The organism is Pseudomonas sp. TMB3-21, assembly GCF_054898145.1.
On the sequence record NZ_CM142718.1, the window covers coordinates 3,408,733 to 3,433,775 of the forward strand.

Annotated in this window: 24 protein-coding genes and 1 pseudogene; 9 read left to right on the plus strand and 16 right to left on the minus strand. The window is 61.1% G+C overall.

Annotated elements, in window-relative coordinates:
- Nucleotides 1-7 precede the first annotated feature (7 nt).
- Nucleotides 8-931, plus strand: a complete 924-nt coding sequence (locus tag ACYZTS_RS15635; RefSeq protein WP_461990284.1) for a 1-aminocyclopropane-1-carboxylate deaminase/D-cysteine desulfhydrase — start codon at nucleotides 8-10, stop codon at nucleotides 929-931.
- A gap of 141 nt (nucleotides 932-1,072) precedes the next feature.
- Here ACYZTS_RS15635 and phnX read toward each other — a convergent pair whose 3' ends face one another.
- Together phnX and ACYZTS_RS15645 are read right to left on the minus strand one after the other, a co-directional pair.
- Nucleotides 1,073-1,900, minus strand: coding sequence for a phosphonoacetaldehyde hydrolase (phnX, locus tag ACYZTS_RS15640; protein ID WP_461990286.1), 828 nt, complete (start codon nucleotides 1,898-1,900; stop codon nucleotides 1,073-1,075).
- Between the two features lie 225 nt (nucleotides 1,901-2,125).
- Entirely contained in the window at nucleotides 2,126-3,235 is a 1,110-nt protein-coding gene (locus tag ACYZTS_RS15645) for a 2-aminoethylphosphonate--pyruvate transaminase (protein WP_461990288.1), read from the minus strand.
- Between the two features lie 109 nt (nucleotides 3,236-3,344).
- Between ACYZTS_RS15645 and ACYZTS_RS15650 the strand changes: the two genes are divergently transcribed.
- Entirely contained in the window at nucleotides 3,345-4,208 is an 864-nt protein-coding gene (locus ACYZTS_RS15650; protein WP_461990290.1) for a LysR substrate-binding domain-containing protein, read from the plus strand.
- 133 nt (nucleotides 4,209-4,341) lie between these two features.
- Here the strand turns inward: ACYZTS_RS15650 and ACYZTS_RS15655 are convergent, their stop codons facing one another.
- Nucleotides 4,342-5,214, minus strand: coding sequence for a LysR family transcriptional regulator (locus ACYZTS_RS15655; RefSeq protein WP_461990292.1), 873 nt, complete (start codon nucleotides 5,212-5,214; stop codon nucleotides 4,342-4,344).
- Between the two features lie 268 nt (nucleotides 5,215-5,482).
- Between ACYZTS_RS15655 and ACYZTS_RS15660 the strand changes: the two genes are divergently transcribed.
- Both ACYZTS_RS15660 and ACYZTS_RS15665 read left to right on the plus strand, forming a co-directional pair.
- Complete coding sequence (locus ACYZTS_RS15660) at nucleotides 5,483-6,808, plus strand: MFS transporter (protein WP_461990294.1); 1,326 nt, start codon at nucleotides 5,483-5,485, stop codon at nucleotides 6,806-6,808.
- 10 nt (nucleotides 6,809-6,818) lie between these two features.
- A complete protein-coding gene (locus ACYZTS_RS15665; RefSeq protein WP_461990296.1) occupies nucleotides 6,819-8,210 on the plus strand; it encodes an FAD-dependent oxidoreductase in 1,392 nt (463 codons plus the stop codon).
- Here ACYZTS_RS15665 and ACYZTS_RS15670 read toward each other — a convergent pair.
- Nucleotides 8,207-9,523: a type VI secretion system Vgr family protein gene (locus ACYZTS_RS15670; RefSeq protein ID WP_461990298.1), complete on the minus strand. Its 1,317-nt coding sequence runs from the start codon at nucleotides 9,521-9,523 to the stop codon at nucleotides 8,207-8,209. The two genes, ACYZTS_RS15665 and ACYZTS_RS15670, sit on opposite strands and share 4 nt — an antisense overlap.
- 229 nt (nucleotides 9,524-9,752) lie before the next feature.
- On the opposite strand from ACYZTS_RS15670, the gene ACYZTS_RS15675 reads away from it, so the two are divergent.
- Nucleotides 9,753-10,457, plus strand: coding sequence for a YebC/PmpR family DNA-binding transcriptional regulator (locus ACYZTS_RS15675; protein ID WP_461990300.1), 705 nt, complete (start codon nucleotides 9,753-9,755; stop codon nucleotides 10,455-10,457).
- A 262-nt stretch (nucleotides 10,458-10,719) separates the two neighbouring features.
- On the opposite strand, the gene ACYZTS_RS15680 is transcribed toward ACYZTS_RS15675, so the two are convergent.
- The 9 genes and pseudogenes from ACYZTS_RS15680 to ACYZTS_RS15720 all read right to left on the minus strand — a co-directional run bounded on the left by ACYZTS_RS15680 (nucleotide 10,720) and on the right by ACYZTS_RS15720 (nucleotide 18,961).
- Nucleotides 10,720-12,039 carry a leucine-rich repeat-containing protein kinase family protein gene (locus tag ACYZTS_RS15680; protein WP_461990301.1) on the minus strand — a complete coding sequence of 440 codons (1,320 nt, stop codon included), beginning with the start codon at nucleotides 12,037-12,039 and terminating at the stop codon, nucleotides 10,720-10,722.
- A gap of 77 nt (nucleotides 12,040-12,116) precedes the next feature.
- A pseudogene (locus ACYZTS_RS15685) lies at nucleotides 12,117-12,230 on the minus strand (cell division protein ZapE); the annotation flags it as partial.
- Nucleotides 12,231-12,307: 77 nt separating this feature from the next.
- Nucleotides 12,308-13,354 carry an ABC transporter substrate-binding protein gene (locus ACYZTS_RS15690; protein WP_461990303.1) on the minus strand — a complete coding sequence of 349 codons (1,047 nt, stop codon included), beginning with the start codon at nucleotides 13,352-13,354 and terminating at the stop codon, nucleotides 12,308-12,310.
- 18 nt (nucleotides 13,355-13,372) lie between these two features.
- Nucleotides 13,373-14,488 (minus strand): NAD(P)/FAD-dependent oxidoreductase, encoded by a 1,116-nt coding sequence (locus ACYZTS_RS15695; protein ID WP_461990305.1) that lies wholly within the window; start codon nucleotides 14,486-14,488, stop codon nucleotides 13,373-13,375.
- The gene (locus ACYZTS_RS15700; protein WP_461990307.1) at nucleotides 14,485-15,840 is read right to left on the minus strand and encodes an FAD/NAD(P)-dependent oxidoreductase; all 1,356 of its coding nucleotides are present in this window, start codon (nucleotides 15,838-15,840) and stop codon (nucleotides 14,485-14,487) included. The genes ACYZTS_RS15695 and ACYZTS_RS15700 overlap by 4 nt, the downstream gene beginning before the upstream one ends.
- A gap of 136 nt (nucleotides 15,841-15,976) precedes the next feature.
- The gene (locus tag ACYZTS_RS15705; RefSeq protein WP_461990309.1) at nucleotides 15,977-16,267 is read right to left on the minus strand and encodes a (2Fe-2S)-binding protein; all 291 of its coding nucleotides are present in this window, start codon (nucleotides 16,265-16,267) and stop codon (nucleotides 15,977-15,979) included.
- Between the two features lie 7 nt (nucleotides 16,268-16,274).
- Nucleotides 16,275-17,069 carry an ABC transporter permease gene (locus tag ACYZTS_RS15710; protein ID WP_461990311.1) on the minus strand — a complete coding sequence of 265 codons (795 nt, stop codon included), beginning with the start codon at nucleotides 17,067-17,069 and terminating at the stop codon, nucleotides 16,275-16,277.
- 6 nt (nucleotides 17,070-17,075) lie between these two features.
- A complete protein-coding gene (locus ACYZTS_RS15715) occupies nucleotides 17,076-17,945 on the minus strand; it encodes an ABC transporter permease (protein ID WP_461990313.1) in 870 nt (289 codons plus the stop codon).
- Nucleotides 17,942-18,961: an ABC transporter ATP-binding protein gene (locus tag ACYZTS_RS15720; RefSeq protein WP_461990315.1), complete on the minus strand. Its 1,020-nt coding sequence runs from the start codon at nucleotides 18,959-18,961 to the stop codon at nucleotides 17,942-17,944. Before ACYZTS_RS15720 ends, ACYZTS_RS15715 begins: the two co-directional genes overlap by 4 nt.
- A 241-nt stretch (nucleotides 18,962-19,202) precedes the next feature.
- Here ACYZTS_RS15720 and ACYZTS_RS15725 point away from each other — a divergent pair, with 241 nt between their 5' ends.
- Nucleotides 19,203-20,039, plus strand: coding sequence for an IclR family transcriptional regulator (locus ACYZTS_RS15725; protein ID WP_461990317.1), 837 nt, complete (start codon nucleotides 19,203-19,205; stop codon nucleotides 20,037-20,039).
- A gap of 128 nt (nucleotides 20,040-20,167) precedes the next feature.
- On the opposite strand, the gene ACYZTS_RS15730 is transcribed toward ACYZTS_RS15725, so the two are convergent.
- Both ACYZTS_RS15730 and ACYZTS_RS15735 read right to left on the minus strand, forming a co-directional pair.
- Nucleotides 20,168-20,920 (minus strand): anti-sigma factor family protein, encoded by a 753-nt coding sequence (locus ACYZTS_RS15730; RefSeq protein ID WP_461990319.1) that lies wholly within the window; start codon nucleotides 20,918-20,920, stop codon nucleotides 20,168-20,170.
- Complete coding sequence (locus ACYZTS_RS15735) at nucleotides 20,917-21,423, minus strand: sigma-70 family RNA polymerase sigma factor (protein WP_461990321.1); 507 nt, start codon at nucleotides 21,421-21,423, stop codon at nucleotides 20,917-20,919. The genes ACYZTS_RS15730 and ACYZTS_RS15735 overlap by 4 nt, the downstream gene beginning before the upstream one ends.
- 153 nt (nucleotides 21,424-21,576) lie before the next feature.
- Between ACYZTS_RS15735 and ACYZTS_RS15740 the strand changes: the two genes are divergently transcribed.
- Nucleotides 21,577-22,662: a catalase family peroxidase gene (locus ACYZTS_RS15740; protein ID WP_461990323.1), complete on the plus strand. Its 1,086-nt coding sequence runs from the start codon at nucleotides 21,577-21,579 to the stop codon at nucleotides 22,660-22,662.
- On the plus strand, nucleotides 22,659-23,204 hold the full coding sequence (locus ACYZTS_RS15745) for a cytochrome b (RefSeq protein ID WP_461990325.1): 546 nt from the start codon (nucleotides 22,659-22,661) through the stop codon (nucleotides 23,202-23,204). The genes ACYZTS_RS15740 and ACYZTS_RS15745 overlap by 4 nt, the downstream gene beginning before the upstream one ends.
- A gap of 73 nt (nucleotides 23,205-23,277) precedes the next feature.
- On the opposite strand, the gene ACYZTS_RS15750 is transcribed toward ACYZTS_RS15745, so the two are convergent.
- Entirely contained in the window at nucleotides 23,278-24,480 is a 1,203-nt protein-coding gene (locus tag ACYZTS_RS15750) for an MFS transporter (protein WP_461990327.1), read from the minus strand.
- Between the two features lie 93 nt (nucleotides 24,481-24,573).
- Here ACYZTS_RS15750 and ACYZTS_RS15755 point away from each other — a divergent pair, with 93 nt between their 5' ends.
- Nucleotides 24,574-25,020 (plus strand): winged helix-turn-helix transcriptional regulator, encoded by a 447-nt coding sequence (locus tag ACYZTS_RS15755; protein ID WP_461990329.1) that lies wholly within the window; start codon nucleotides 24,574-24,576, stop codon nucleotides 25,018-25,020.
- The last annotated feature ends 23 nt before the right edge of the window (nucleotides 25,021-25,043 follow it).

Consider the following 25,043-nt stretch of genomic DNA (forward strand, 5'->3'; position numbering starts at 1 on the left):
CGAGCTGATGCCTTTCTCCTCCGGTTGGCTACCGAAAGCCCCCCTCCAACCGCTTCACCTCGATTGGCTCACCCGATCAGGCATTGAAGTGGCCATCCTGCGCCTGGACCAGATTGACCCGCTGATCAGCGGCAACAAATGGTTCAAGCTCATCGAACACCTCAAAGCCGCTGATCTGGCCGGAGCGAAAGGCATAATCAGCCTGGGCGGCGCGCATTCCAATCACCTTCATGCACTGGCGGCGGCGGGCGAGCGCTTGGGTTTTACCACCGTGGGTCTGCTGCGTGGACATGCACAGATAACGCCCACCGTGGAGGACTTGCAGGCGTTCGGGATGCAACTGCACTGGTTGGGTTATGGCGGTTATCGCGCGCGGCATGAAGCGGGTTTCTGGACGCCATGGCTGGCGCAATATCCCGACCTTCATCCCGTGCCCGAAGGTGGCGGCGGTTTGCCTGGCGCGCGGGGTTGTATGCCATTGAAGGCGATGGTCGGCGAGCAGCTGAAGGATCTTGGCTGGAGCGATTACGACGGCTGGTGGCTGGCCTGCGGCACCGGCACGACATTGGCGGGATTGGTACTGGCGGAGGCGGGGGATCATTCGGTGTACGGCGCGTTGGCTGTGCCGGGGGATCATGGTGTTGCGCATTGTGTCGATTCAATTGTGCGAGAAGCGGGGTTGCACACACCGGCTTATGAGTTGCTGGAGGCCAGTCGTGGTGGTTTTGCCAAAGTCGATCCGCTGTTGCTCGAATTCATTGAGCAGGCTGAACGGGCCAGTGGCCTTTTGTTTGAGCCGTTGTATACCGGCAAAGCGCTTTTTGCGCTGAGGCAGCAGGTCGAAGCTGGCACATTCAAACAGGGTGCGCGGCTGATCTTTGTTCACACCGGTGGATTGCAGGGGCGTCGAGGGTTCATCGCCCGGACCTGAAAGGCGTATTGAAGTTTGTCAAAATCCGGGACTTGCCGGATGAGACACTGGGTTCAGCGACGTTGGGACTGCTACGCAGTCCAGCGGGGGCAAGCCCCCTCGCCACAGGGGGCTGCATGTCGACCACGAAAGGGCGATGAATCAGCTGCTTTGGGGCATTTCGCCTTTCGCCAGTCGCTGGTTGATGTCGGCGATCACATCCGGCAAATCAGTGATGGTGTCGATCATGTAGTGCGGACGCGAGCCTTCGAACATTGCGTGGATGCGCTTGCGCTCGCTGGCCAGTTCATCGCTGTCGAGGGCGCGATAGCCTTCGTAATCCAGACCCAGCGCATTGCCGGAACAGATCAGCGCCACGGTCCACATGCCGGCGCGGCGACCTTCGAGAATGCCAGGCAAGGTGTCGTCGATTTTCACGCAAGCCGCGACATCGTCGATACCCAAAGCAATCACATTGGCCAGCGCCTGAGCCGGCCATGGGCGGCCGTTAGGCACTTCGTCGGTGGCGACCACGTGGTCGGCGACGTAGCCATTAGTGGCGGCCAGTTCCACCACTTTATCCATCACCTGTTTCGGGTAGCCGGAGCAGGAGCCGATCTTGATGCCTTGTTGACGCAGGTTGGCGATGGTGTCCAATGCACCCGGAATCAGTGCCGAGTGCTCCGCAATTTTCTCGATCTGCAGCGGCATGAAGCGCTGATAAATGGCGGTCACGTCGTCATCGGTCGGCGTGCGGCCGAAGGCCTTGCGATAGCGTTCGGCGACTTGCGGCTGGTCGCACAGCGTGCGGATGTGATCCCACTTGCCCATGCCCATCGGCCCGCGGGCTTCTTCGATGGAGACCTGGACGTCGAATTCGGCGAAGGCTTCGACGAAAATCTGCGTCGGGGCGAAAGAACCGAAGTCGACCACGGTGCCGGCCCAGTCGAGGATAGCGGCCTGGAGTCTGGTTGGGTTTGCGTAGTTCATGCTGAAAAATTCCTCTATCGATCAATGAGGTCTCTGTAGCAGCTGTCGAGCCTGCGAGGCTGCGTCTGGCAGCGAAGCAGCTGTAAAGCCATTCACTTCAGGTGCTTCAGAAAAATACATGGCGACTGCTTCGCCGCGATCGCCGCGATCGCCGCGATCGACGCTATCGAGTCGTGACCCGGACGCAGCCTCGCAGGCTCGGCAGCTGCTACAGATTGCGGTGAATCAAATGTCCAGCACTTCCATCTCGCGCAGCACTTCAGCGACTGCTGCCACAGCTGCATGCATTTCGCTCTGGTTGACGTGGCCGATGCAGCCGACGCGGAAGGTTTCAACCTGGGTCAATTTGCCGGGGTACAGAATGAAACCCTTGGCCTTGACGCGTTCGTAGAACTCCTTGAACTGGTAACGCGGATCTTTTGGTGCGTGGAAGGTGACGATGATCGGCGCCTGGATCGCGGCCGGCAGGAAGCTGCGAATGCCCAGTTGCGCCATGTCATCGAGCAGCACTTTGCAGTTGGCGGCGTAGCGCTGATGACGCGCCGGCAAGCCACCTTCTTCGTTGTATTGCAGCAGCGCTTCGTGCAACGCCGCGACTACATGAGTGGGCGGGGTGAAGCGCCATTGCCCGGTTTTCATCATGTAGGTGTGCTGGTCGTAAAGGTCCATCGCCAGCGAGTGCGAGTTGCCGGCGGCGTTGGCCAGCGATTCCTTGCGAGCGAAGACGAAACCCATCCCCGGCACGCCTTCCAGGCATTTGCCCGAAGCGGCGATCAGCGCATCGAATGGCACTTTCTGCGCATCCACTGGCAGTGCACCGAAGGAGCTCATCGCGTCAATGATCAAGCGTTTGCCGTGTTGCGCGATGACTTCGGCGATCTCCGCCAGCGGGTTGAGAATGCCGGTGCTGGTTTCGCAGTGGATCAGTGCGACGTGAGTGATGCTCGTATCGGCGTGCAGCAAACGGTCGACGTCGGCGGCGGTGGTCGGTTCGTCCTCAGCGGTTTCAAAGGTGCTGAAAGGACGGCCGAGCACTTCGCAGATTTTCGCCAGACGTTTGCCGTAAGCGCCATTAATCAGGACGAGCACTTTGCCGTCGCGCGGTACCAACGTGCCGATTGCCGCTTCCACCGCGAAGGTGCCGCTCCCCTGCAAAGGCACGCAGTGGTGACTCGCGGCGCCGTTGATGATCGTCAGCAGTTGCTCGCAAAGGCTGGCGGTGAGTTGATTGAAACGGTCATCCCATGAACCCCAGTCAACCATCATCGCCTGCCGGGTGCGCGCCGATGTGGTCAACGGGCCAGGGGTGAGCAGAATCGGTTCGGCGGTACTCATTCTCTTGTCCTCGCAATCGATGGGATGAAGCTACGGGGCTTAAATTGCAATTTGCCGAGCTATCAATCAAATTGTTTGTTGTTATGCCAGCCATCAGTGAGGGTTATTCATGAATTTGTTCCAGCTGCGCGCCTTTGACGCGGTGGCGCGCGAAGGCAGCTTTACCCGGGCGGCTGCGCGGCTGTTCATCAGTCAGCCGGCGGTCACCGGGCACATTAAGGCGCTGGAGGAGCATTACCAGATCACTTTGCTGCGGCGCACCGCGCGTCGGGTCGAGCTGACGGAGGAGGGCACCAAACTGGCGGCGATCACCCGGGCGATGTTCGGCCTGGCGGAAGAGGCGCAGGTGATGCTTGAAGCGAATCGACAGTTGCTGACCGGTCGGCTGGAAGTGGCGGCGGACGGTCCGCACATGGTCATGCCGATGCTGGCAAGTTTGCGCGCGCGTTATCCGGGAATCACCGTCAATCTGCGCCTGGGCAATGCTCAGGAAACCCTGGCGGCGTTGCTGTCAGAGCATGCCGATGTGGCGGTGCTGACTGAAGTCGAGCCGCGCAAGGGCCTGCATTTGCAGGCGCTGAGCGAGTCGCGGATTTGCGCGCTGGTGCCGCACGGTCATCCCTGGGCGCAGAAATCGAAGGGGGTGCAGCTCAAGGAACTGGACCAGGTGATCATGGTGTTGCGTGAACCGAGTTCGATCACCCGGCGCACTTTCGATGAGGCGTGTGCGCAGGCCACCGTCAGTCCGCGGGTGCTGCTGGAACTGGACAGCCGGGAAGCGGTGACGGAAGCGGTCGCCGCAGAACTGGGTGTGGGTGTGGTGTCATCGGTGGAGGTCAGCCATGACCCGCGGGTGGTGGCGGTGCCGATTATTGGTGATGGGTTGGTCAATCGGCACATGATGGGGTGTATGGAACGGCGGCGGGATTTGCGTTTGATTCAGGCTTTTTTTGGGTTGGCGCCAGATAGGTAGACCGAGGTGCGGCCTTCGTCGGATCGCCGCCCGGGGCAAGCCACGCTCCCACAGGTTTTGCGTCGTACTCAGCATCGAAGACCAGCATAGAATCTGTGGGGGCGTGGCTTGCCCGCGAAGGGGCCGGACCTGTTTACACCAGGCTCTCGCGCACCATCTGCAAAAAAGTGGCCACCACCCGCCGCGAACTCTGTTCGCGCAAGCACACCAATGTCTCGGTCAGGCGCCGGGTGCAGTCGGTGATTGGTAACGCGCAGACCCGCGAATCGGCGCCGAATTCGGCGGCGGACACCACGCCAACGCCAATTCCCACCACCACCGCCTCACGCGCCGCTTCCCGGCCTTCGACCTGGATCGCCGGGCGAATGCGAAATCCGGCCTGGGCCATTTCCTCTTCCAGCGTCTGCCGCGTGACCGAGCCGATTTCGCGCAATACCAGCGGCGTGTCATCCAGGTCGGCCAGGCAGATCGATTCACGATCCGCCCAGGGATGATTGCGCGAAACGAACGCCACCATCGGGTCATTGCGCAGCGGCAAAGAGATCAAGCGTTCATCGCTGACATCACGCCCCAACAACGCCAGATCCGCCTGATAGTTGAACAGTCGAAACAGCGATTCATCGGTGTTGCCAGTCTCGATTTTCACGCTGATTCCCGGGTAGCGCTCGCAGAACCGCGCAATCTGCGGCAACACGTGCACCGGCGCATCCACCGCCAGAATCAGGCTGCCGGTCTGCATCGCTTGCGAATCCTGCAGCAGATCCTGAGCCTCGGCTTCGATGACGAATAACCGCTGCGTAATGCTGAGCAAACGCTCACCCAGATCCGTCAGGCGCACCGAGCGTTTATTGCGATGGAACAGCAGCACGCCAAAGCGTTCTTCGAGCTTGCGCACTTGGTCGGAAATGGCCGGTTGGGTGAGAAAAAGTCGCTCGGCGGCTTTGGTAAAGCTTCCGTGTACGGCCACGGCGTGGAAGGCTTTGAGTTGGGCGTGGGAAACCGACATCGAAACCTCCAGTAACAAGCTGAGCTTATATTGGAAATACGATAAATCGATTTCACTTATTAATCAGTAATTGTTTTTATCGGCCTCAGCCCCGCTGACTGCTCGGTCGAACAGCAGCGGTGGCCATGAGCCTGTGCGTGCAACAGCAGGCCTCATCTGACCGGTATCGCCTCAGGGAAGCAGCGGTATCGCAGTGCTCAACAATAAAAACACAGGCGTTATTTCTCAATTTCTGCCGGCACACTCACACCCTGAGGTCAGAACCACAATGAACAATCATATCGGCACCATCAAGCGTTGGCGCGTGCAGATCTTCGCGATCACCTGGCTCGCCTACGCCGCTTTCTACTTCACCCGCAAAGCGTTTTCCGTGGCCAAACTGGGGATCGCCGAAGACCCCGATTTCACCCTCGACAAAATGGCCATGGCCAACCTGGACGCCATCTACCTCGCCGCTTACGCCATCGGACAATTCACCTGGGGCATTCTGGCCGACCGCTTTGGCCCGCGTGTTGTGGTGCTGGGCGGGTTGATCATTTCCGCAGCCGCGGCGTTAGTGATGGGCAGTTTCGCGACCTTGCCGATCTTCGCCACGTGCATGTTGATCCAGGGCCTGGCGCAGTCCACCGGATGGTCGGGACTGTGCAAGAACCTTGGCAGTTTTTTCCCCGCCGAGCAGCGCGGGCGAGTGCTCGGCTTGTGGAGTTCCTGCTACGCCTTTGGTGGTCTGGTGGCGTCGCCGTTTGCCGGTTGGTGGGCGTACACACTCGTTGGCACCTGGCACGCGGCATTCATTTCCAGCGCGGCGGTGGTCGCACTGGTGGCCGTGCTGTTTTTCATCTTTCAGCGTAACCAACCGGAGGATGTCGGCTTGCCTGCGGTCGAGCCGGAGCCCGAACTGACGGCTGAAGAAACCTACGCCCGAAGCAAGATCAGTGTGCTGGCACCGCTGCGGGAAATCCTTCGTAACCGCACGGTGCTGGTGCTCGGCCTGGCGTACTTTCTGTTGAAACCGGCACGCTACGCGATTCTGTTGTGGGGCCCGGTGATTGTCTTCGAGCAGATGCCCAGCGTGGGCAAGGTTGGCGCGGCGATTATTCCGACTGCGTTTGAACTGGCCGGTCTGCTCGGGCCGATCCTGCTGGGTCTGGCGTCGGACAAACTGTTCGGCGCCCGACGCATGCCGGCCTGCGTACTCAGCCTGTTGGCGTTGACCGTGACCCTGGCGTTGTTCATGGCCGCTTTGCAGACTGGCAGCGTTTTGTTGGTGGTCGCTTTGTTGTTCGTCATGGGCCTGACCCTGTACGGCCCGGACTCGATGATCAGCGGCGCGGCCGCCATCGATTTCGGCACCGCCAAGGCCGGCGCCACGTCAGCTGGATTCGTCAATGGCTGTGGCTCGGTCGGGGCGATTCTTGGCGGCTTGCTGCCCGGCTATTTCGATACGGTCACCGTGTTCATCGTCTTCGCCGGCTGCGCGATGTTTTCGGCCCTGGTGTTGATCCCGCACTGGAACAGCCGCCCGACTGGCCTGCTTACCGATACCGCGTTCGTGCCCAATCGGCCGATGAGCGTGAAAACCCTGCGTACATAAGGAATGCCCCATGAGACCTTTCTGGCTGGAACAGGCGCTGGCTGCCGAGGCCTGCGCGCCTTGCGAGGCACAGCGTGGCGATACCCGCGCCGATGTCTGCATCGTCGGCGGTGGCTACACCGGCTTGTGGACGGCGATCATGCTCAAGGAGCAGAACCCGGAGCTGGATGTGCTGCTGATCGAAGCCGACATCTGCGGTGCCGGGGCCAGCGGGCGCAACGGCGGATGTGCGCTGTCCTGGTCGGCGAAATTCTTCACCCTGGAAAGGTTGTTTGGTGTCGAGGAAGCGGTGCGTCTGGTCCAGGAATCCGAACGCAGCATTCATGCGATCGGCGCGTTCTGCGAGCAGTATGGCGTCGACGCCGATTACCGTCTCGACGGCACGCTGTACACCGCGACCAACCGCGCGCAATGCGGCTCGACCGACGCCGTGATCGCCGCACTCGAGCGCAACGGCATCAACTCGTTCACCCAGCGGCCGCTGGCGGATGTGCAACGCATGGCCGGGTCCGGCAAGCATCTGGAAGGCTGGTTTTCGCCAGCCGCCGCGAGCGTGCAGCCGGGCAAACTGGTGCGCGGCCTGCGTCGCGTGGCCTTGCAGCTGGGCGTGAAGATTCATGAGCACACAGCGATGACCGGGCTGGAAGAGGGTAAACCGGCGGCGATTCATACGTTGCACGGCGTCATCCGCGCCGATCGCGTCGTGCTGGCGATGAACGCGTGGATGGCCCGCGCCTTCCCGCAGTTCGAACGCAGCGTTGCGATTGTTTCCAGCGACATGCTGATCACCGAGCCGCGGCCGGACCTGCTCAACGAAATCGGTTTGACCAGCGGCGTCACGGTGCTCGATTCACGGATTTTCGTGCACTACTACCACAACACTCCGGACGGCCGGATCATGCTTGGCAAGGGCGGCAATACTTTCGCTTACGGCGGACGAATGCTGCCAGTGTTCGATCAGCCATCGCCCTATGCCGGATTACTGAAGCACAGCCTTGGCGATTTCTTTCCGGCCTTTGCCGATGCCAAGGTTGAGGCAACCTGGAACGGGCCTTCGGATCGATCGGTGACGGGGCTGCCATTCTTCGGCCAGATGAGCACCAGCGGTAACGTGTTCTACGGTTTTGGATATTCCGGCAGCGGCGTCGGGCCGTGTCACATGGGCGGGCAGATTCTCGCCTCGATGGTGCAGGGGCTGGACAATGCCTGGACGCGCTCGCCGCTGGTCAACGGGCCGTTGGGCCTGTTCCCGCCGGAGCCGATTCGTTACCTCGGCTCGCTGATGGTGCGCAACGCCATCCGCCGCAAGGAGCGCGCCGAAGACCACGGGCGCCGACCGCGCCATCTGGACGTACGTCTGGCAAAATTCGCGGCGGCGGCGGGCAAGGCCGACAAAGGCTAGCGGTTGATCAGCCAGTCGAGCAACAGACGGTCATCACCGCCCGCTCGCCGTACAGTGGGCGGCGGCGCGCTTGCCATGGCGCATAACACCGGGCGGTCGGGGTCGCTGTCGAGGAAACTGACGAGCACCTCGGTACCACCGACAGGCAGTCTGGCGGGATCGATTTCATCCATCTGCGCGGCGAGGACCACAGGCAGCCACACGCCGCAGGATTCATCCCCATCGCAGGCGCCGACGGGCCACAATCTGACGGCGATCCGTCCTTGCTCATCCACACAGGCAGGCTGGCCGATGGGGCCCAGCACCCGCGCGGGCTGATAGCCCGGGATGGCGGGCCGTCGCCGGGTTAACGGTGGTCGGAACTCAGTGGACCAGGGAATGGCGGTGAAACTGTTTTTGTAAGCTCTGGCGTCCACGGTGCTGTTCTCGGCAAACAACGCTGGCGGTTCCCGATGGTGCTGAACTTCAGTCAGCAGCCACTGATCATTGAAATTCGCCATCGGATGCTCAGATATCTGCACGATGCGGCCGCTGCGCATTTCGCTGTGCTCGCTTTGTCCGTGGATCTGCCGATGCACGCAGCGCAGGCGCTCAAGGACCCGTCTGCTCAACTGCGCTCGATCAAGATAATCAGCGGCGCGGTGGGCCATGACGGGGGCAGCGGTGTGGCGCTGGAACAGTTCGCTGATCACGGGGATTTTTGCCGGGTGCGGCGCGTCGGCGCAAAACGCTATCAGCAGCGGTTCCTGAGGAAAACTCAGGCTGTCATCGGCAAAGACCAGCACGTGCCCGTCACGCTGGTGCTCGAAGTGATAATGGATGCCTTCTTCTTCGCAGAGCCGTTGCAGAAACGCCAGATCACTCTCATCGAACTGAATGCAAAAGGGCCGGAGCGGATAGCGCGCTGCCGGTAACTCAAAGCGGTAGCTGCTGGCGGGCAGGGCGTTTTCCTGCAGCAATCGAAGCAGAATCGCTGGCACATCGAGTTGATGAAAGACCCGGCGGTTGCGCATCCCGTCCAGGTGTTGCAGGTGCGGCACCAGCACCAGGTTGTAGCTGTGCGGTTGCTGATGGCGATGTTCGCGCGTGGCGCTTTGTACGATCCCATGGATGATCGATTCACCTTCCAGCCGCAGATACGCCGGTTGATGCAGCAAGCACTCCAGGTCCAGGGCCGAGGCCTGGCCGGTCACTTCAATCTCGAATCGATAAGGCTGGTTGAGCCTTTCCTGGCCGCTGAACTGCAGGACTTGCAGGCTCAGATCCGCGTCCAGCAGGGTCAGGCTGTAGGAACTTTCCTTGTCATTGTGCATGGAACACGCTTCTGCCATGGGGACGGACGCTGAGGGTACGAAAACGTAGGCGTTTTGGGGCACCTTGAACGCACATTTCAGAATCGCCCTACACGCTCGGGTGAATAAGTCGATCAGGCATGCCGGTGAGCGACTCGAATTTTTGGTCGATTGCCAACTTTAGGCCGTATAAACTTGCGCAAAGCGTCGGCCAATAGATGTCTCGGCGCCACAGACAAGAGAGTGAGTAATGGGCGCACAGTGGAAGGTTAAACACAAAGAAGCGGCATCCAACGCCAAAGGCAAAATCTTCGGCAAGCTGGTGAAGGAACTCACCATCGCCGCGCGCAACGGTGCCGACACCGCCACCAACGCCCACCTGCGTCTGGTGGTCGAGCAGGCCAAAAAGGCTTCGATGCCGCGTGAAACCCTGGAACGTGCGATCAAGAAAGGCTCGGGCCAGCTCGGCGAAACCGTGCAATATCACCGCGTTACCTATGAAGGTTTTGCACCGCATCAGGTGCCGCTGATCGTTGAATGCGTGACCGACAACATCAACCGCACCGTTGCCGAAATCCGCGTCGCATTCCGCAAGGGCCAACTCGGCGCTTCCGGTTCGGTGGCCTGGGACTTCGACCATGTCGGCATGATCGAAGCGTCGCCGGACAGCCCGGATGCCGATCCGGAAATGGCGGCGATCGAAGCGGGCGCGCAGGATTTCGAACCGGCTGAAGATGGCGCGACCCTGTTCGTCACCGAAGCGGCTGACCTCGACGCCGTGCAGAAAGCCTTGCCAGAGCAGGGTTTCACGGTGCTGTCGGCGAAGCTCGGTTACAAGCCGAAGAACCCGGTCAGCGGCTTGAGTGACGAGCAAATGGCTGAAGTCGAGGCGTTTCTGGAAGGCCTTGATAACCATGATGACGTGCAGGATATGTTTGTTGGCCTGGCGGGCTGAGTCTCACTGAGTTTGTGGCGAGGTGGGCCTTTAGTGGAAGGTGTTTATCTGTGGCCAGGTGATTTTTTGGGCCTGATCATTTATCTGTGGCGAGGGGATTTATCCCCGTTGGACGGCGAAGCCGTCCCCTCCAAAAGCGACGACTGCTGCGCAGCCGAACGGGGATAAATCCCCTCGCCACACAAGCCAGCCATGCCATAGATGCCAGCTTTGTCACACGAGCCAGGCTTGCCACCATCACCACAGATTTTGCATCCAACTACTAACCCGTGAACGCAGCCAATTCCCGCTCAATCTCGCCAAACCCCGGCCGAGCCAGCACATCAGGCTGACAGCAACGCTGCTGCAACGCCTCCAATCGAACGCGCGCCACATCGCTCAACCCCGAATCAATCCGCTCCAGCAATTCCCCTAAAAGAACCCCGAACGCACGCACTTCAATGCGCTGCAAGGCACGGCTTTCCAGGCTGTCCGCCGTGGCATGGAATGACGCCGCACCGAAGTCCCCGAGCAGGCAATCACCGCGCTCGTTGCACATAATATTGTGGCCATACAGGTCGCCGTGGGTGATGCTTTGCCGGTGCAGATGCTCGGCCACCGACGCGATGCCGGAGGCGATGCGCAATGCCACCTCTGCGCCAAAGCTCGCATCGTTGGCATATACATCCCGAGTGCACGACGCCAGGCTCGGCAGTCCTGCAAGGTTGCCAAAGCTTGGATCGATCAGCTCCATCACCAGACCCGCCTGTCCCTCAGGATGCCCGGCGATACGGCCTTCAACCCGAATCAGATTGGCATGCAGCCCGGCGGTGATGCAGGCATTCATTTCGTGCAGCGGCGAGCCGTCACTGGTCATCTCGCCTTTGTACAGTTTGACCGCGACCTCAGCGACGGGTTGGTCCGGTCGTTGCCATGCCGCCCGGTAAATAACGCCCGAGGCGCCTTCGCCCAGTTGCGCCTGCAGGCTCAGCGTGGACCAGGCAATGACGGGCGTCGCGTCAAGCGCGGCGGCATCGGCTTCGGTTTCCAGCGGATTACCGGCGTAGGCCAGCCAGCTCAGGCTCGGCAGGGTCAGCAGCCAGTTCGGCAGCTCGGTGAGGCGGTTGGCGGCGACGCGAATCAGTTCCAGCCGATGGCACTGACGTAGGGTTTCCGGCAAACGCTGCAGACGATTTCCCGACAGCATGAGTTTTTGCAGATGCGGGCGTTCGCCCAGCTCGCTCGGCAGTTCGCGGATGCGGTTATCGGTGAGGATCAGCCACTGCAACAACGTCGGCAGGGAAGCACCCGGCACGGTTTCGATTTTGTTGGCCTTGAAGCCGACCATGGTCAGCGCCGCGCATTGACCCAGGCACTCCGGCAGTTCGGTGAACAGGTTGTCCGAGCAGAAAATCACCCGAAGGCGCGTCAGCCGATACAAATCATCGGGCAGACTGCTCAGGGCGTTGCCGCTGAGATTGAGCACTTCCAGCGAGTCGGCCAGCGCAAAAATTTCCCGGGGAAACTCGGTCAGTCCGCAGGACAGGTCCAGGCGAGTGATGCCTGACAATTGGCCGGCGCGTAGTTGGGCGAGGGTGTGCATGAACGGATTCGCTGTTGATTATCGAGGTGGCGCGGGGCCTGGGAATGGCCGACATGATAGCGGGAAAGCTGCCTCCTTCAGGATGCTTTCACGTCCACCAACTGCCCCAATCGACTGCGCGTACGCGCCAGATCAATCGCATCACCGCTCAGACTTCCATGCAACGAGTGCTGGCCCAGCAAAATAAGATGAGGCTGCGTTCGGCTTGGCCCGCGGTCGAGCGCAGCCTCGCAGCCTCGATGGCTGCTACATATCGGCGAGTCGAGTACTACCGTTCAATGCTGCGATTCCAGCGGGCATTCCACGCCGGGCGCTGTTCGTTGACCTGGTCCCAGTCAACGGCAATCGCCGTCTCCAGATACTTTTTCATCGCTTCGACCTGACCACGGGTTTTGTCGGTGGTCGGCGTGTTCGGGTTGGACGGGATCTGATCGCCATCTTCCAGCGCTGCGGCCTGTGCATCCGGCGTCAGCAGGAACGCGGCAAGTTTTTGCGCCAGGCCCGGTTGAGTGTTATTGGCGATCGCGCACTCGGCGACATTCAGCACCACGGCGCCTTCCTTCGGTTGCGCATATTCCACCGGCATCCCCTTGAGTTTGAGCGCGGTGACTTGAGTCGGCGTGAGCGGGAACAGAGCTGCCTCATCGGTCTGCAGCATTTCGGAAATTTTCGCCGAGCTTGGAATGTACTCCAGCACGTTGCGCCCAACTGTTTTTGGCCAAGCCTTGAAGCCTGGCTCGACGTCGGTTTCGCTGCCGCCCTGAATCCGGTTGAACATCAGGAAGCCGTGCAGGCCGAAGGTCGAAGACGCCATCGACTGGAACACCAGCTTGTCCTTGAATTTCGGATCGGCCATGTCCATCCACGAGGTTGGCGCAGCCCAGCCCTTTTCCTTGAACAGCCGCGTGTTGTACGCCAGCCCGGTGACACCGAGGCTGACCGCCACCGCTTGGTCCTTGATGCGGCCCTTGGCCGGGATCTGCGCCAGGGTCGGACTGTCTTCGAGTTTGTCGCACAAACCCATGTTGATGGCGCGGTACATGATGCCGTCATCGAGGAACATCACGTGCATCTGCGGGTTGCCTTTACTGGCCTGGACCTTGGCCAGAATGTCGGCGGACGTGCCGGGCACGATTACCACTTTGACGTTGTTGGCCTTCTCAAAAATCGGCAGCACCTTGTCGGCGTAAAGCCGTTCCATGGTCCCGCCGTTCATGCCGAGGTAAAGCGTTGGTTCGGCCTGGGCCTGGCTGACGGTGAGCAGGGCGCCCAGGCAAGACAAACCGAGCAGTGCACTACGTTTGACGTTATTCATTGGCGCGACCTTCCTCTATCAAGTATCGGAGATGGAGTGAAACCGGGTGATGGAAAACGCATCCAGCGACGTGCTGCAAGCGCCGGTGCAGATGATTTCTGCGAGCGCCTGGCCCACCGCCGGACCGATCTGAAAGCCTGCGCCGGCAAAGCCGAACGCATGCAGCAGGCCGGGTTGAGTACCACTGTGGCCGATCACCGGTTGGCGATCGGGCAAGTACCCTTCGGTGCCGCTCCAGGTACGAATCGCCTGGGCGCCTTGAAGAAACGGATAGAGCTCGACGGCCTGGCGCAGGATCTCGATCACTGCGTTCTGACCAGGGCGGGCACGAGCGCCATCGAGGGCGAAGCCCTGACCACCGCCCAGCACACAATTGCCGCGCGCTACCTGACGGGCATAAATGCCGCCGCCCTCGACGCCGGTGCTGGCATTCATCACCCAGGGCAGCGGTTCGGTGACCAGCATCGCCGGGTGGCCGGCGTGCATCGGCACGGCTTCGCCAAATTGCTCGGCGAGTGTTCCGGCCCAGGCCCCTGCGCAGTTGAGTAGCCACGGTGCACGAAATTCCAAGCCGTTTTGCGTGCGGATGCGAAAGTGCGAGCCGTCGTGATCGACGCTGAGCACCGCGCATTGTTCATGGATCTGCGCGCCGTGCTGACGTGCCGCGTGGGCAAACGCCGGGGATACCAGGCGCGGGTTGGCGTGACCGTCATCCGGGCAGAATGACGCGCCGATCGCCACCTCGCCGACCCAGGGGAATCGGGTTCTCAACTCATCGCGCTCGAGTATTTGCAGGTCCAGACCAAAGCCCCGACTGCTGACGGCGTAGTCCTGCAGTGCGCGCAAATCGTCACGACTACGCGCCAGTTTCAGATGACCGCTGCGCTGGTATTCACCGTCAATACCGATCAATTGCGGCAGCTGACTCCATATCTTGTGCGCCCGCTGCGACAGTGGCAATTGCGACAGCGGCCGACCCTGACGCCGCACGCCGCCGTAGTTCACCCCGCTGGAGTGCGAACCGCAGAAGTCACGCTCCAGCAGCGCGACGCGACGGCCCGAATGGCTCAGGAAAAGTGCCGAGGAGGCGCCGACAATGCCGCCGCCCACAATGACAGCGTCGACCTCGATCACGGCTCGATCTCCAGACCAAATGGCAGCGGTTTGATCGGTGCCTGCGCGCGCAATCGGCCGATGTCGGATACCGCTCGCCCACTCTCGCAGGCAATGATTTCTGCAGCGGACGCGGCGCACATCCGGCCCTGGCAGCGACCCATGCCGACCCGGCAATACGCTTTGACCCGATTGATTTCCCAATGCCCTTCGCGCACGACCTGGCGAATGTCGGCGGCGCGCACTTCTTCGCACCGGCAGATCATCACCTCGTCAGGCGCGTCGGCGGCCCAGCGCTCGGGGAAAACGAACGCGCGTTCCAGGCCGTGGCGGAAGGTATTGATGCGCTTGAGCGCTTGCTCCAGTTGCACACCGCGTTGTGGCGGGATCAGGTAGCCGATGTCTTCGAGTAATGCCAGTGCGGCTCGCTCACCGGCCATTTCCGCAGCGTCGGCGCCCATGATTCCGGCGCCATCACCGGCCAGATAAACCTCGGCCACGCTGCTGCGTCCGGCACTGTCAGATTGCGGCAACCATGCGCGGTTGAGCGCGTCCCAGGTGAATGCGCACCCGAGCAGATCAGCCAGCTGCGTTTCGCTGCGCAGGCCGTCGGCGAAGGCGACAGCGTCGCAGGCCAGCCGATGCTCGCCGCTTGAGTCGGTCCACTGCAGAGACTGCACGCAGCGTTCGCCTTGCACGCTTTGCAGTCGAGCGCCCTGATGCACCGCGATGCGCTTAGCGGTGAGCCAGCTGCGGTAATAAATCCCTTTTGCCAGCGTGGCCGGTTGCGCGAGCAGGCCGGGCAGCGCAAGTGCCTGAGCGCTGAAGGGTGAGCTGTCGAGCACAGCGACTACGTTCGCACCGGCCTTGGCATATTGGTAAGCGACCAGATACAACAACGGCCCGCTGCCGGCGAACACCACCCGTTCGCCGATCGCGCAGCCCTGAGATTTCAGCGCGATCTGCGCCGCGCCGAGGCTGTACGCCCCCGGCAGCGTCCAGCCTGGCACCGGCAGAATCCGGTCTGTGGCACCCGTTGCGACGATGATGCGCGAGTAGGCCAACCTGGCGGCGCGACCATCATGCAAGGTGTCGAGCGCGCCGTCCTCGGCGTTCCACACCAGCGTGTCGGGGCGGTAATCGATCTGCTCGCGCAGTTCATCCAGGGTCTGGTGCAACGACCTGGCCTTGCGTGCTTCAAAACCGTAAAGCTTGACCGCCGAGCGTTTGAAGTTCGCCGGCTGCTGCCGATAAATCTGCCCGCCACCGCGCGTCGCCTCATCCAGCAACACCGGCCGCACGCCGTGCGCCAGCAAAGTCTGTGCAGCGCGAATCCCGGCGGGGCCGGCGCCAATGATGATCACGGGCTTCATATCCACCATCCCCCTGTGGGAGCGAGCCTGCTCGCGATGAGGCCGATACCTTCAACAAATGAGCCGGCAGACGGACCGCCATCGCGAGCAGGCTCACTCCCATAGGGGATCGCATTTCGACAGGTAGAAACGGTGCTCATAAGATGCGCCCCGGCTCACGGCTGATGTTTTGCCCGGCTTCCAGCGGCGTCGAACATGCCCGTACCCGGCGACCATCGCCGAGTCGCACCCAGCAATCCTGGCAGGCGCCCATCAGACAAAATCCGGCACGCGGTTCGGCGCTGAAATCGCTGCCGCGCAGACGCTCGCCGCAGGTCAGTACGGCGGTCAGCAAGGTGTCGCCAAGCAGGCCGCTGGCCGGTTGGCCGTCGAGCGTGAAGTCCAGGGCCGGGCGATCGTGTTCGGCCAGTCGTTTCAGCAGAGCCATGGCGCCCTCATTGTTTACCTACCAGAACCCGATCCAGGCCGTACACCCGATCAAGCAGAATCATCGTCAGTGCCGTCAGCCCGATCACCAGCGCCGAGACCGCCGCCATCATCGGATCAATGGATTCAGTGGCGTACACGTACATGCGCACAGGCAACGTCTGCGTGGCCGGCGAGGTGACGAAAATGGACAGCGTGACTTCATCGAAACTGTTGATGAACGCCAGCAACCACCCGCCGGCGACCCCCGGCAGGATCATCGGCAAGGTGATCTGCCGGAACAGCGTGAAGCGCCCGGCGCCCAGCGACTGCGCGGCGTGTTCCGCGCTGCGATCCAGGCCGATCGCCGAAGCCAGGACCAGTCGCAGGACGTACGGCGTGATCACCAGCACGTGAGCGAAGATCAGCCAGGCGAAGCTGCCATTGACGCCCATCAGCGCGAACAACCGCAGCAGTGCTACACCCAGGACCAAATGAGGAATGATGATCGGCGACAGGAACAGGCCATTGAAAAAGTCCCGTCCCGGAAATTCGAGACGGGTGATTGCCAACGCTGCGGGCACCGCTATCAACGTCGCCAGTGTGGCTGCGCAAAATGCGAGGATCAGGCTGTTGTAGAACGCATCGACGAAATCTGCCCGCTCGAAAACAGCGCGAAACCAGCGCAGGGAAAATTCGCTGGTCGGCAGACTCAGGGTGTTTTCCGGAGTGAACGCAACCAGGCAGACCACCACCAATGGCGCGAGCATGAACACCACCACCAAGGCGTGAAATAACAGGGCGAAAGGACCGTTCCTGGACATGACTAATTACCCCAATGACTTCTTGTAACGGCCTTCGATCATCCGGTTCCACGACAGCATGATCAGCAGGTTGAGCAACAGCAGCGCGACCGCGATGGCAGCACCCATCGGCCAGTTCAGCTCCGACAGGTACTGGTCGTAGATCAGCGTGGCGACCATTTTCAACCGGCGCCCGCCCAACAAACCCGGGATCGCGAAGGAGCTGGCAGCGAGGCCGAAAACAATCAGCGTCCCGGACAACACTCCGGGCATGATTTGCGGCAGCACTACTTTGCGCATGACTGTCAGGTGGCTGGCACCGAGGGATAACGCCGCTTGTTCAGCGGCGGGGTCGAGCTTTTGCAGCGAGGTCCAGACCGGAATGATCATGAACGGCAACATGACGTGAACCAGGGCAATCACCACCGCGAACGGGGTGTAGAGCAATTTGATCGGCGAGCCGCCGAGTGCTTGCAGAGTCTGGTTGACCAGGCCATCGGCGCCGAGCAACAGGCTCCAGCCGAACGCGCGCACCACCACCGATATCAGCAACGGCGTGAGGATCAGAATCAGAAAAATCGACCGCCACGGTGCGCCCATGCGGCTGAGGATGTAGGCCTCGGGCACGCCAATGACTACGCACAGCAAGGTGGTCAGGCCGCTGATCCAGAATGTGCGTAAAAAAACTTCGTAAAAGTAAGGATCACCCAGCAGGCTGGTGTAGTGCCCGGTGGTGTAAGCGTTGCTGTCGATGCCCGAGCTGTAGTCGAACACGTTGAAGGAAAGCACCAGCGTCAGTAACAGTGGGATGACCAGTAATCCGACATACAAGGCCAAGGCCGGCCCCGATAAGAGATAGCCTTGGCGTCCACGGCGCATCGCGTCAGTCAGACTCATACCGCCACCTCATCCACACTCAGCACCCGCAGCAGCGTCGCGTCCCAATCCAGGCCCACGAGCGTGCCTTCGTTCATCGGTGCCGAGCCGTCATTGCGGCGCACCACGCTGAGTTCGCCCAGCGGCGTCGACACGCCGTACAACCACTGGCTGCCAAGGAAGAAGCGGCTGACGATTTTGCCTTGCAGCCGACCCGAGCCCGCTACGCGCAAATCGATTTTTTCCGGGCGCAGGCTCAGGGTCAGGTCACCGCCGCTGAGCACTTGCACGACGCCCGCGCCGTCCCGTTCGCCGGGCAGCAGATTGGCTTTGCCGACAAAGCCGGAAATGAATTCGGTGCGCGGATGTTCGTAGAGCGTGTACGGCGCGTCGATCTGAGTGATGCGTCCGGCCTGCATGACGACCACACGGTCGCTGATCGACAGTGCCTCGGACTGGTCGTGGGTCACCATCAAGGTAGTGATGCCGACCTCGCGCTGGATGCGGCGAATCTCGAACTGCATTTCTTCGCGCAGGTTGGCATCGAGGTTGGACAACGGTTCATCGAGCAACAATACCGGCGGTTCTATCACCAGAGCCCGGGCCAGTGCGACACGCTGGCGCTGGCCACCGGACAGTTCACGCGGGTAACGCTCGGCATGTTGATCCAGGCGCACCAGTTTCAGCACCCGGTCCACGCGTGTTTGCAACTCTGCGTTGGGTACTTTGCGCATACGCAGACCGAAAGCGACGTTGTCCTTGACGGTCATGTGCGGGAACAGCGCGTAGCTCTGGAATACCACCCCCAGACCACGGCTGGCGGGTTTGGCGTGGGTAATGTCGCGACCGTCGAGCACGATGCGTCCGCTGGTGACTTCGACGAAGCCCGCGATCATTTGCAGGGTGGTGGTTTTCCCGCACCCGGAGGGGCCGAGCAGGGAGACGAATTCGCCTTTTTCGACCGAGAGATTCGTGGCCACGACGGCGTCGATTTCACCGTAACGTTTGCCAAGTCCTTCAAGTTGCACAAAAGCCATAGCTGCGCTCCACCTGAGATTGTTATGCGCGGCGCAGGGCCGTGCTTTTTTTGTATGGGCAGATACGAAAGGTCTTGCGGGTGCGTTGGCGCTCGACGGGAGTCGGCTGCCGCTGTTGTTCGATTCGCCCCTGTGGACGCAGATTAGGACGAAGACTAGGATGGGCTCAATGGCCTATTTCACTGAATAGATGACTATTTTCATATTCATTCATTGAGTAAATTTACTTTCGGGAAAATCCATGACTGATTCCACTCAGCGGAATGAAAACAAAAATGAGGTGGGCGTTGGCGCCGTTTCCCGACTGTTTGCGGTGTTGCGCTCGCTCGGCGAAACCGTCGAGGAAGGTGAGCGGGTCACGCAGTTGGCTCAACGTGTCGGTTTGTCGCAACCGACCACCCATCGCTTGCTGCGCAGCCTGATGGACGAGGGCATGGTCGAGCAGGATGCGCGCAGCAAACGCTATCGCTTGAGCCTGGATTTTTTTGCTCTGGCAGCGCGCGCCGGCAACAGCGGAAATCTGCGCGAACTGGTGCGCCCGGCCTTGTTGCGCTTGTCGGCGTCGCTGGGGGATTCGTTGTTTTTACTGGCGCGCAGTGGCTTCGATGCGATTTGTCTGGACCGCAGTGAAGGGCCGTTTCCGATTCGCACCTTCACGGGTGACATCGGCGGACGCGTTGCTTTGGGGGTGGGGCAGGGCAGCCTGGCGATCTTGGCGTTTCTGCCGGACGAGGAGCGCGACACGGTGATTCACTACAACCTGCCACGCCTGAAGGATTTTCACCTGTACGACGAAGTGTTCCTGCGTTCGGAAGTCGAGAACGTGCGCACGCTAGGTTACGCCGGGCGTAATACGGGTGTGTTGCAGGGCATGGCCGGGGTGGCGGTGCCGATTCTCGATCGGGGCGGGCGGGCGGTGGCGGCACTGAGCGTCGCCACCGTCAGTGATCGTCTGGGTCCGGATCGACTGCCGACCGTGGTGGAAATGCTCAAGCGTGAAGCGGCGTTGATCGGGCCGCGAATCAACCCGTTCGATCCGCTGCTGCGCAGGCCCTCGCAGGTGTTTGGGCAAAGCTAGATAGCTGACAAAATCAGACCTGTGGGAGCGGGCTTGCTCTCGATAGTGGTGGGTCAGGCGAAATCACTGTCGGATGTAATGAGCTCTTCGCGAGCAAGCCCGCTCCCACAGGGGGATTTGCAGTGGGTTCAAAATTGCTCGGTCTGCTTAAGCATCTGCGCAGCCGGTGTATCTGTCGGACTGACCATCGCATAGTTGTAGCCGGCGCCGGACCAGTACTCGGCCTGCAACTCTCCGTCACTGCGACTGCCCCGGGGCAGCAGAAAGTTTTTCGGTCCGGGTGGACGCACGTAGAAACTGATTTTTTGCCCGCGCGGGTCTTCATACACCACCATCGCCGCCGGCCCTTGCTCAGTGCTGAGCAGCCGTCCGCTGACCGGTTTGAAACCCGCAGCGGACAGGTCCGGCAGGCGATTGGCCTGGGTGAAGTAGCGGTCGAGCCAGCCCTGCATATCGCCGCCGCCGTCAACTTTGTAGTCGGCGGGCAGCAGGCCTGTTTGCGCGAACAGGCGGTAAGCCTGCATCGCATCGCCCATCGGCTGCGCGGCACTGAGCAGTGTCATCTCCCGCGCCTGCCAACCGCTGAAACCGCCGACGCTGACGGCGATCAGCAATATCGCCGCGCTGGCCAGATGGCGCCGCGATTGCTGTTTCAGCCGCTGGCGAATCAGTGCTGGATCAAGGTCCGGATTGGCCGGCTGGTGCAACGCGCCGCTCAACGCCGCTCGCAACTGCTGAGCGTCCTGTTGCCAGGCGCGCACTTGAGCAGAAACGTCGGCATTGTTTGCCAGAAAAGTTTCCACCAGACGTCGGTCGTCGTCGCTGAGTTGATGGTCGATGTACGCGTGCAGGTCACGCTCGCTCGGGGGCATGCTGATCATTTGAGTCTCCGCAGGGCAGGGCGGGTGATTTCGCCATCGCTGAGTTCGCGCAAAGCCTGGCGGGCACGGGACAGGCGCGACATCACGGTGCCGGTGGGCACGTTGAGAATTTGCGCTACCTCTTTGTAGCTCAGGCCTTCGACTGAAACCCACAGCAGCAGTGCACGTTGTTCGCTGTTGAGCTGATCGAACGCTTGCAGGGTCGATTGCGCGATCACCGTGCGCTCGACCGAGGGCTGTGCATCGTCACGACCGGTGAAAAATTCGAGCATTCGTGCATATCGGCGCGAGCGTCGATGCGCATCCAGAAACTGCCGGTACAGAATCGAAAACAGCCAGGCGCGTAAATCGCCATCGGGACGCTTGTCGCCCCAACTCGTCAATGCACGCTCAAGGCTCGCCTGCACGAGATCGTCCGCGCTGCTGGAATTGCGCGTCAACGACACCGCGAAGCGTCGCAGTCTGGGAATGATTTCTCGCAGCTGTTCGTCGATGTCGTTCATGAAGGCTAGTCACTACGCTGTGGACTAGAGAGACGCCCGGCGCTCGAGGTTATTCCACGCTGGAAAAAATAAATACGCGGCGATGGAATAAACATGCGTGGGGTTCGTCTGCCTGTTTCTTCTCACTCGTGGCCGATGGCCCTGGAGTCTTTCATGGTAGATCGCTCATCACCGCCCACCCGGCCGCCGCTGAGTGCAGCGAGCCTGACCTTGCGCCTGGCGGCCATTGCAGTGGTTGTTGCCGGCGTGGCCGGGGCTTTTGCCTACGTCAACGGCACATTCGACCCACAGCGTCTGACCCCGACGAAACTGATCAATGTGCTGGAAACCAACAATGGTGTGCACCCCGGTTTTCGGCGCAACCACTCCAAAGGAGTGTGCGTGATCGGCCATTTCGAAAGCAGTGGCGAGGCCCGCAGCTACTCCACTGCTAAGGTGTTCAACGACGCGCGCACACCAGTGGTGGGGCGTTTCGCACTGCCGGCCGGTAATCCCTATGCGCCGGACAGCAGCGTGCCGATCCGCAGTCTGGCGTTGCGCTTCACTCAGGCGAATGGTCAGCAGTGGCGCACCGGGATGAACAGCATGCCGGTGTTTCCGGTGGGCACGCCCGAAGCGTTCTATCAATTGCAACAGGCTCAGTCGCCGGATCCTGCCACGGGTAAACCAGACCCGGCAGCGGTGCCCGCTTTCTTTAAATCGCACCCGGAAGCCGGGCCGTTTCTGGCCTGGATCAAAACCGCCAAACCATCGGCCAGTTATGTGACGGAGACCTACAACAGCGTCAACGCGTTTTATCTGGTCGACGCGGCCGGGAAAAAACAAGCGGTGCGCTGGAGCATGGTGCCAGTGGCGCGCGATGCAGCCGGTGCAACGGCACCAGAAGGGGCTGATTTCCTCGAGAAAGATTTGTTGCAGCGAATGGGCGCCGGCCCGTTGCGTTGGCAACTGAACCTCACGTTGGCCAATGCCGGCGATCCGGTCAACGACGCCAGTAAAACCTGGCCGCAGGACCGCAAGGTGCTGAATGCCGGGACCCTTGTTCTTGAAAGCACCCAGCCGCAACTGAATGGCGAGTGCCGCGATATCAACTATGACCCACTGGTGTTGCCATCCGGCATCGAGGGGTCTGACGATCCTTTGCTGGCCGCGCGTTCTTCCGGTTACGCCAGTTCCTACCTGCGTCGCACCAGCGAAGTCGGCCAGTTGCCTGCCGCTGCACAGGAGGCTCAACAATGAGCGCTCAACCAAGTCATTTCGCGCCTTTGGCGCGACTGCTGCACTGGCTGATGGCGTTGATGATCATCGCCATGCTGTTTATCGGCGCGGGCATGGTCGCTTCGGTATCCGAGCGTCATGAGTGGCTGCTTAATCTGCACAAACCGCTGGGCATCGCGATTCTGCTGCTGGTCATCGTGCGTCTGGGTGTGCGCTTTTCGACCCGGCAACCTCCGTTGCCGGCTGACCTGCCAAATTGGCAAGCGCTGGCCGCCAAGGCTTCGCATCTGTTGCTGTATTCGCTGATGTTCATTCTGCCGCTGCTCGGCTGGGCGATGATTTCGGCCGCGGGCGATCCGGTGATGCTCGGCAGTTCGCTGCGGTTGCCGTCGATCATGCCGGCCGATGCGCAGGTGTTTGCGTTCCTGCGCAAGGCCCACGGGTATCTGGCGTATCTGTTGTTCCTGACGGTACTGCTGCATCTGGCGGCGGCATTGTTCCATGGCTGGGTGCGCCGCGATGGTGTGCTGGACAGCATGTTGCGGGGCAGGGATCGCGGCTGATTCCACAGATCCCCGGTAGCAGCTGGCGTAGCCTGCGTTCGGCTGCGATGCGGGCTTCGCCCGCTGTTACTGCTCAATGCGAAGCCGCTTCCAAGGGTTGGCTTCGGGGAGCCAGCGTTCGCCACCAATAAAGCAACGCCAGTGCATTGATTCCCGCACCTAAAAGACAAACGCCGATCCACCCGGCCCATGCATACATCGCGGTCGAACTGATTGAGCCCAGCGCACTGCCGACCGAATAGAACAGCATGTAGCCCGCGGTCAGGCGACTTTGTGCTTCGGGACGCACGCTGTAGATCATGCTCTGGCTGGCGACGTGCACGGCTTGAAGCCCCAGGTCGAGCGTGATCACGCCGAGCAGCAAAGCCCACAGCGAGGATTGAGTCAGGGCGATAGGCAGCCATGACACCAGCATCAGTAGCAATGACAAGCCGCTGACCCATTGCCCCCAACCCCGATCTGACAGATGCCCGGCGCGAGCAGCGCCCAGTGCCCCGGCTGCGCCGGCCAGACCAAACAACCCGATTTGCGTGTGGGACAGTGACAGCGGTGGGGCACTGAGCGGCAACACCATGGGGGTCCACAGCACCATGGCGCTGGCGAAGGTCAACAGTGCCAGAATCGCTCGCTGGCGCAGCACCGGTTCTTCCCTGAACAGCGCGAACACCGAGCCAAGCAACGACGCGTAGGATTGCGCGGGTTGCGGATCTTCATGTTTGGGCAGCACCCGCAACAGCAACAGCGCCATCACCAGGGTCAGACCTGCCGACAGCAGATAAACCGAACGCCAACCCGCCAGATCGGCCATGCCACCGGCCACCGTGCGCGCCAACAGAATGCCGACGACGATGCCACTGGTCACCACGCCCACCACCCGCCCGCGTTCGGCCGGCACCGCCAGCGTCGCGGCGTAGGCCACCAACACTTGCGTGACGACGGCCAACAAGCCGGTCAGCGTCATCCCGATCAACAGCCAGGTGCTGTCGGCAGCGAATGCGATCATCAGCAGCGCCAGCGCCGATAACAGCGTTTGCGTGACGATCAGCCGCCGCCGGTTCAGCAGATCGCCAAGCGGCACCAGCAGCAACAGGCCAAGGCCATAACCGACCTGAGTCAGCGTCACGACAATGCCAATGGTGGCCGGATCCATGGCAAAGGTGTCGACCATGGCATCGAGCAGCGGCTGTGCGTAATACACGTTGCCGACGGCTAACCCACAAGCCACGGCAAACAGCAGCACGACGCTCGTGCTCAGGGTTGAATCGCTGGTTTTCATGCGCAACTCCAAAGTGGTTTCTAAATAAAACCAGTTGAACGGTAAGGAGTCTGGTTTTATATTGCAACCACATTTGTCTTGCAGGGCGTCTTCGTGGCCAAACGAACGAGTATGGAAAATGCCGAATGCCCGGTTGCGCGCTCACTGGATGCCATTGGCGATTGGTGGTCGCTGTTGATCGTGCGCGATGCGTTCGATGGGATCTGCCGATTCGGTGAGTTTCAGCGCAGTTTGGGCATGGCGAAAAATATTCTGTCCGCACGTTTGCGCACCTTGGTGGCCCACGGGATTTTTGATCTGGTGCCGGCATCGGATGGCAGCGCGTATCAGGAATATGTGCTGACGGAGAAGGGCAAAGGGTTGTTCCCGCTGATCATCGGTCTGCGGCAGTGGGGCGAGGTTTTTTTTTTCGAGGAAGGAGAGGCGCATTCACGAGTGGTCGATCGCGCTCAGGGTCAGCCGGTGCGACCGCTGGAATTGCGCGCCGAGGATGGGCGATTGCTGGGGCCAGAGGATTGTGTGCGGATCGCGGCCGAGTAATCGCTGTTTTGCAGGCTTCGCCA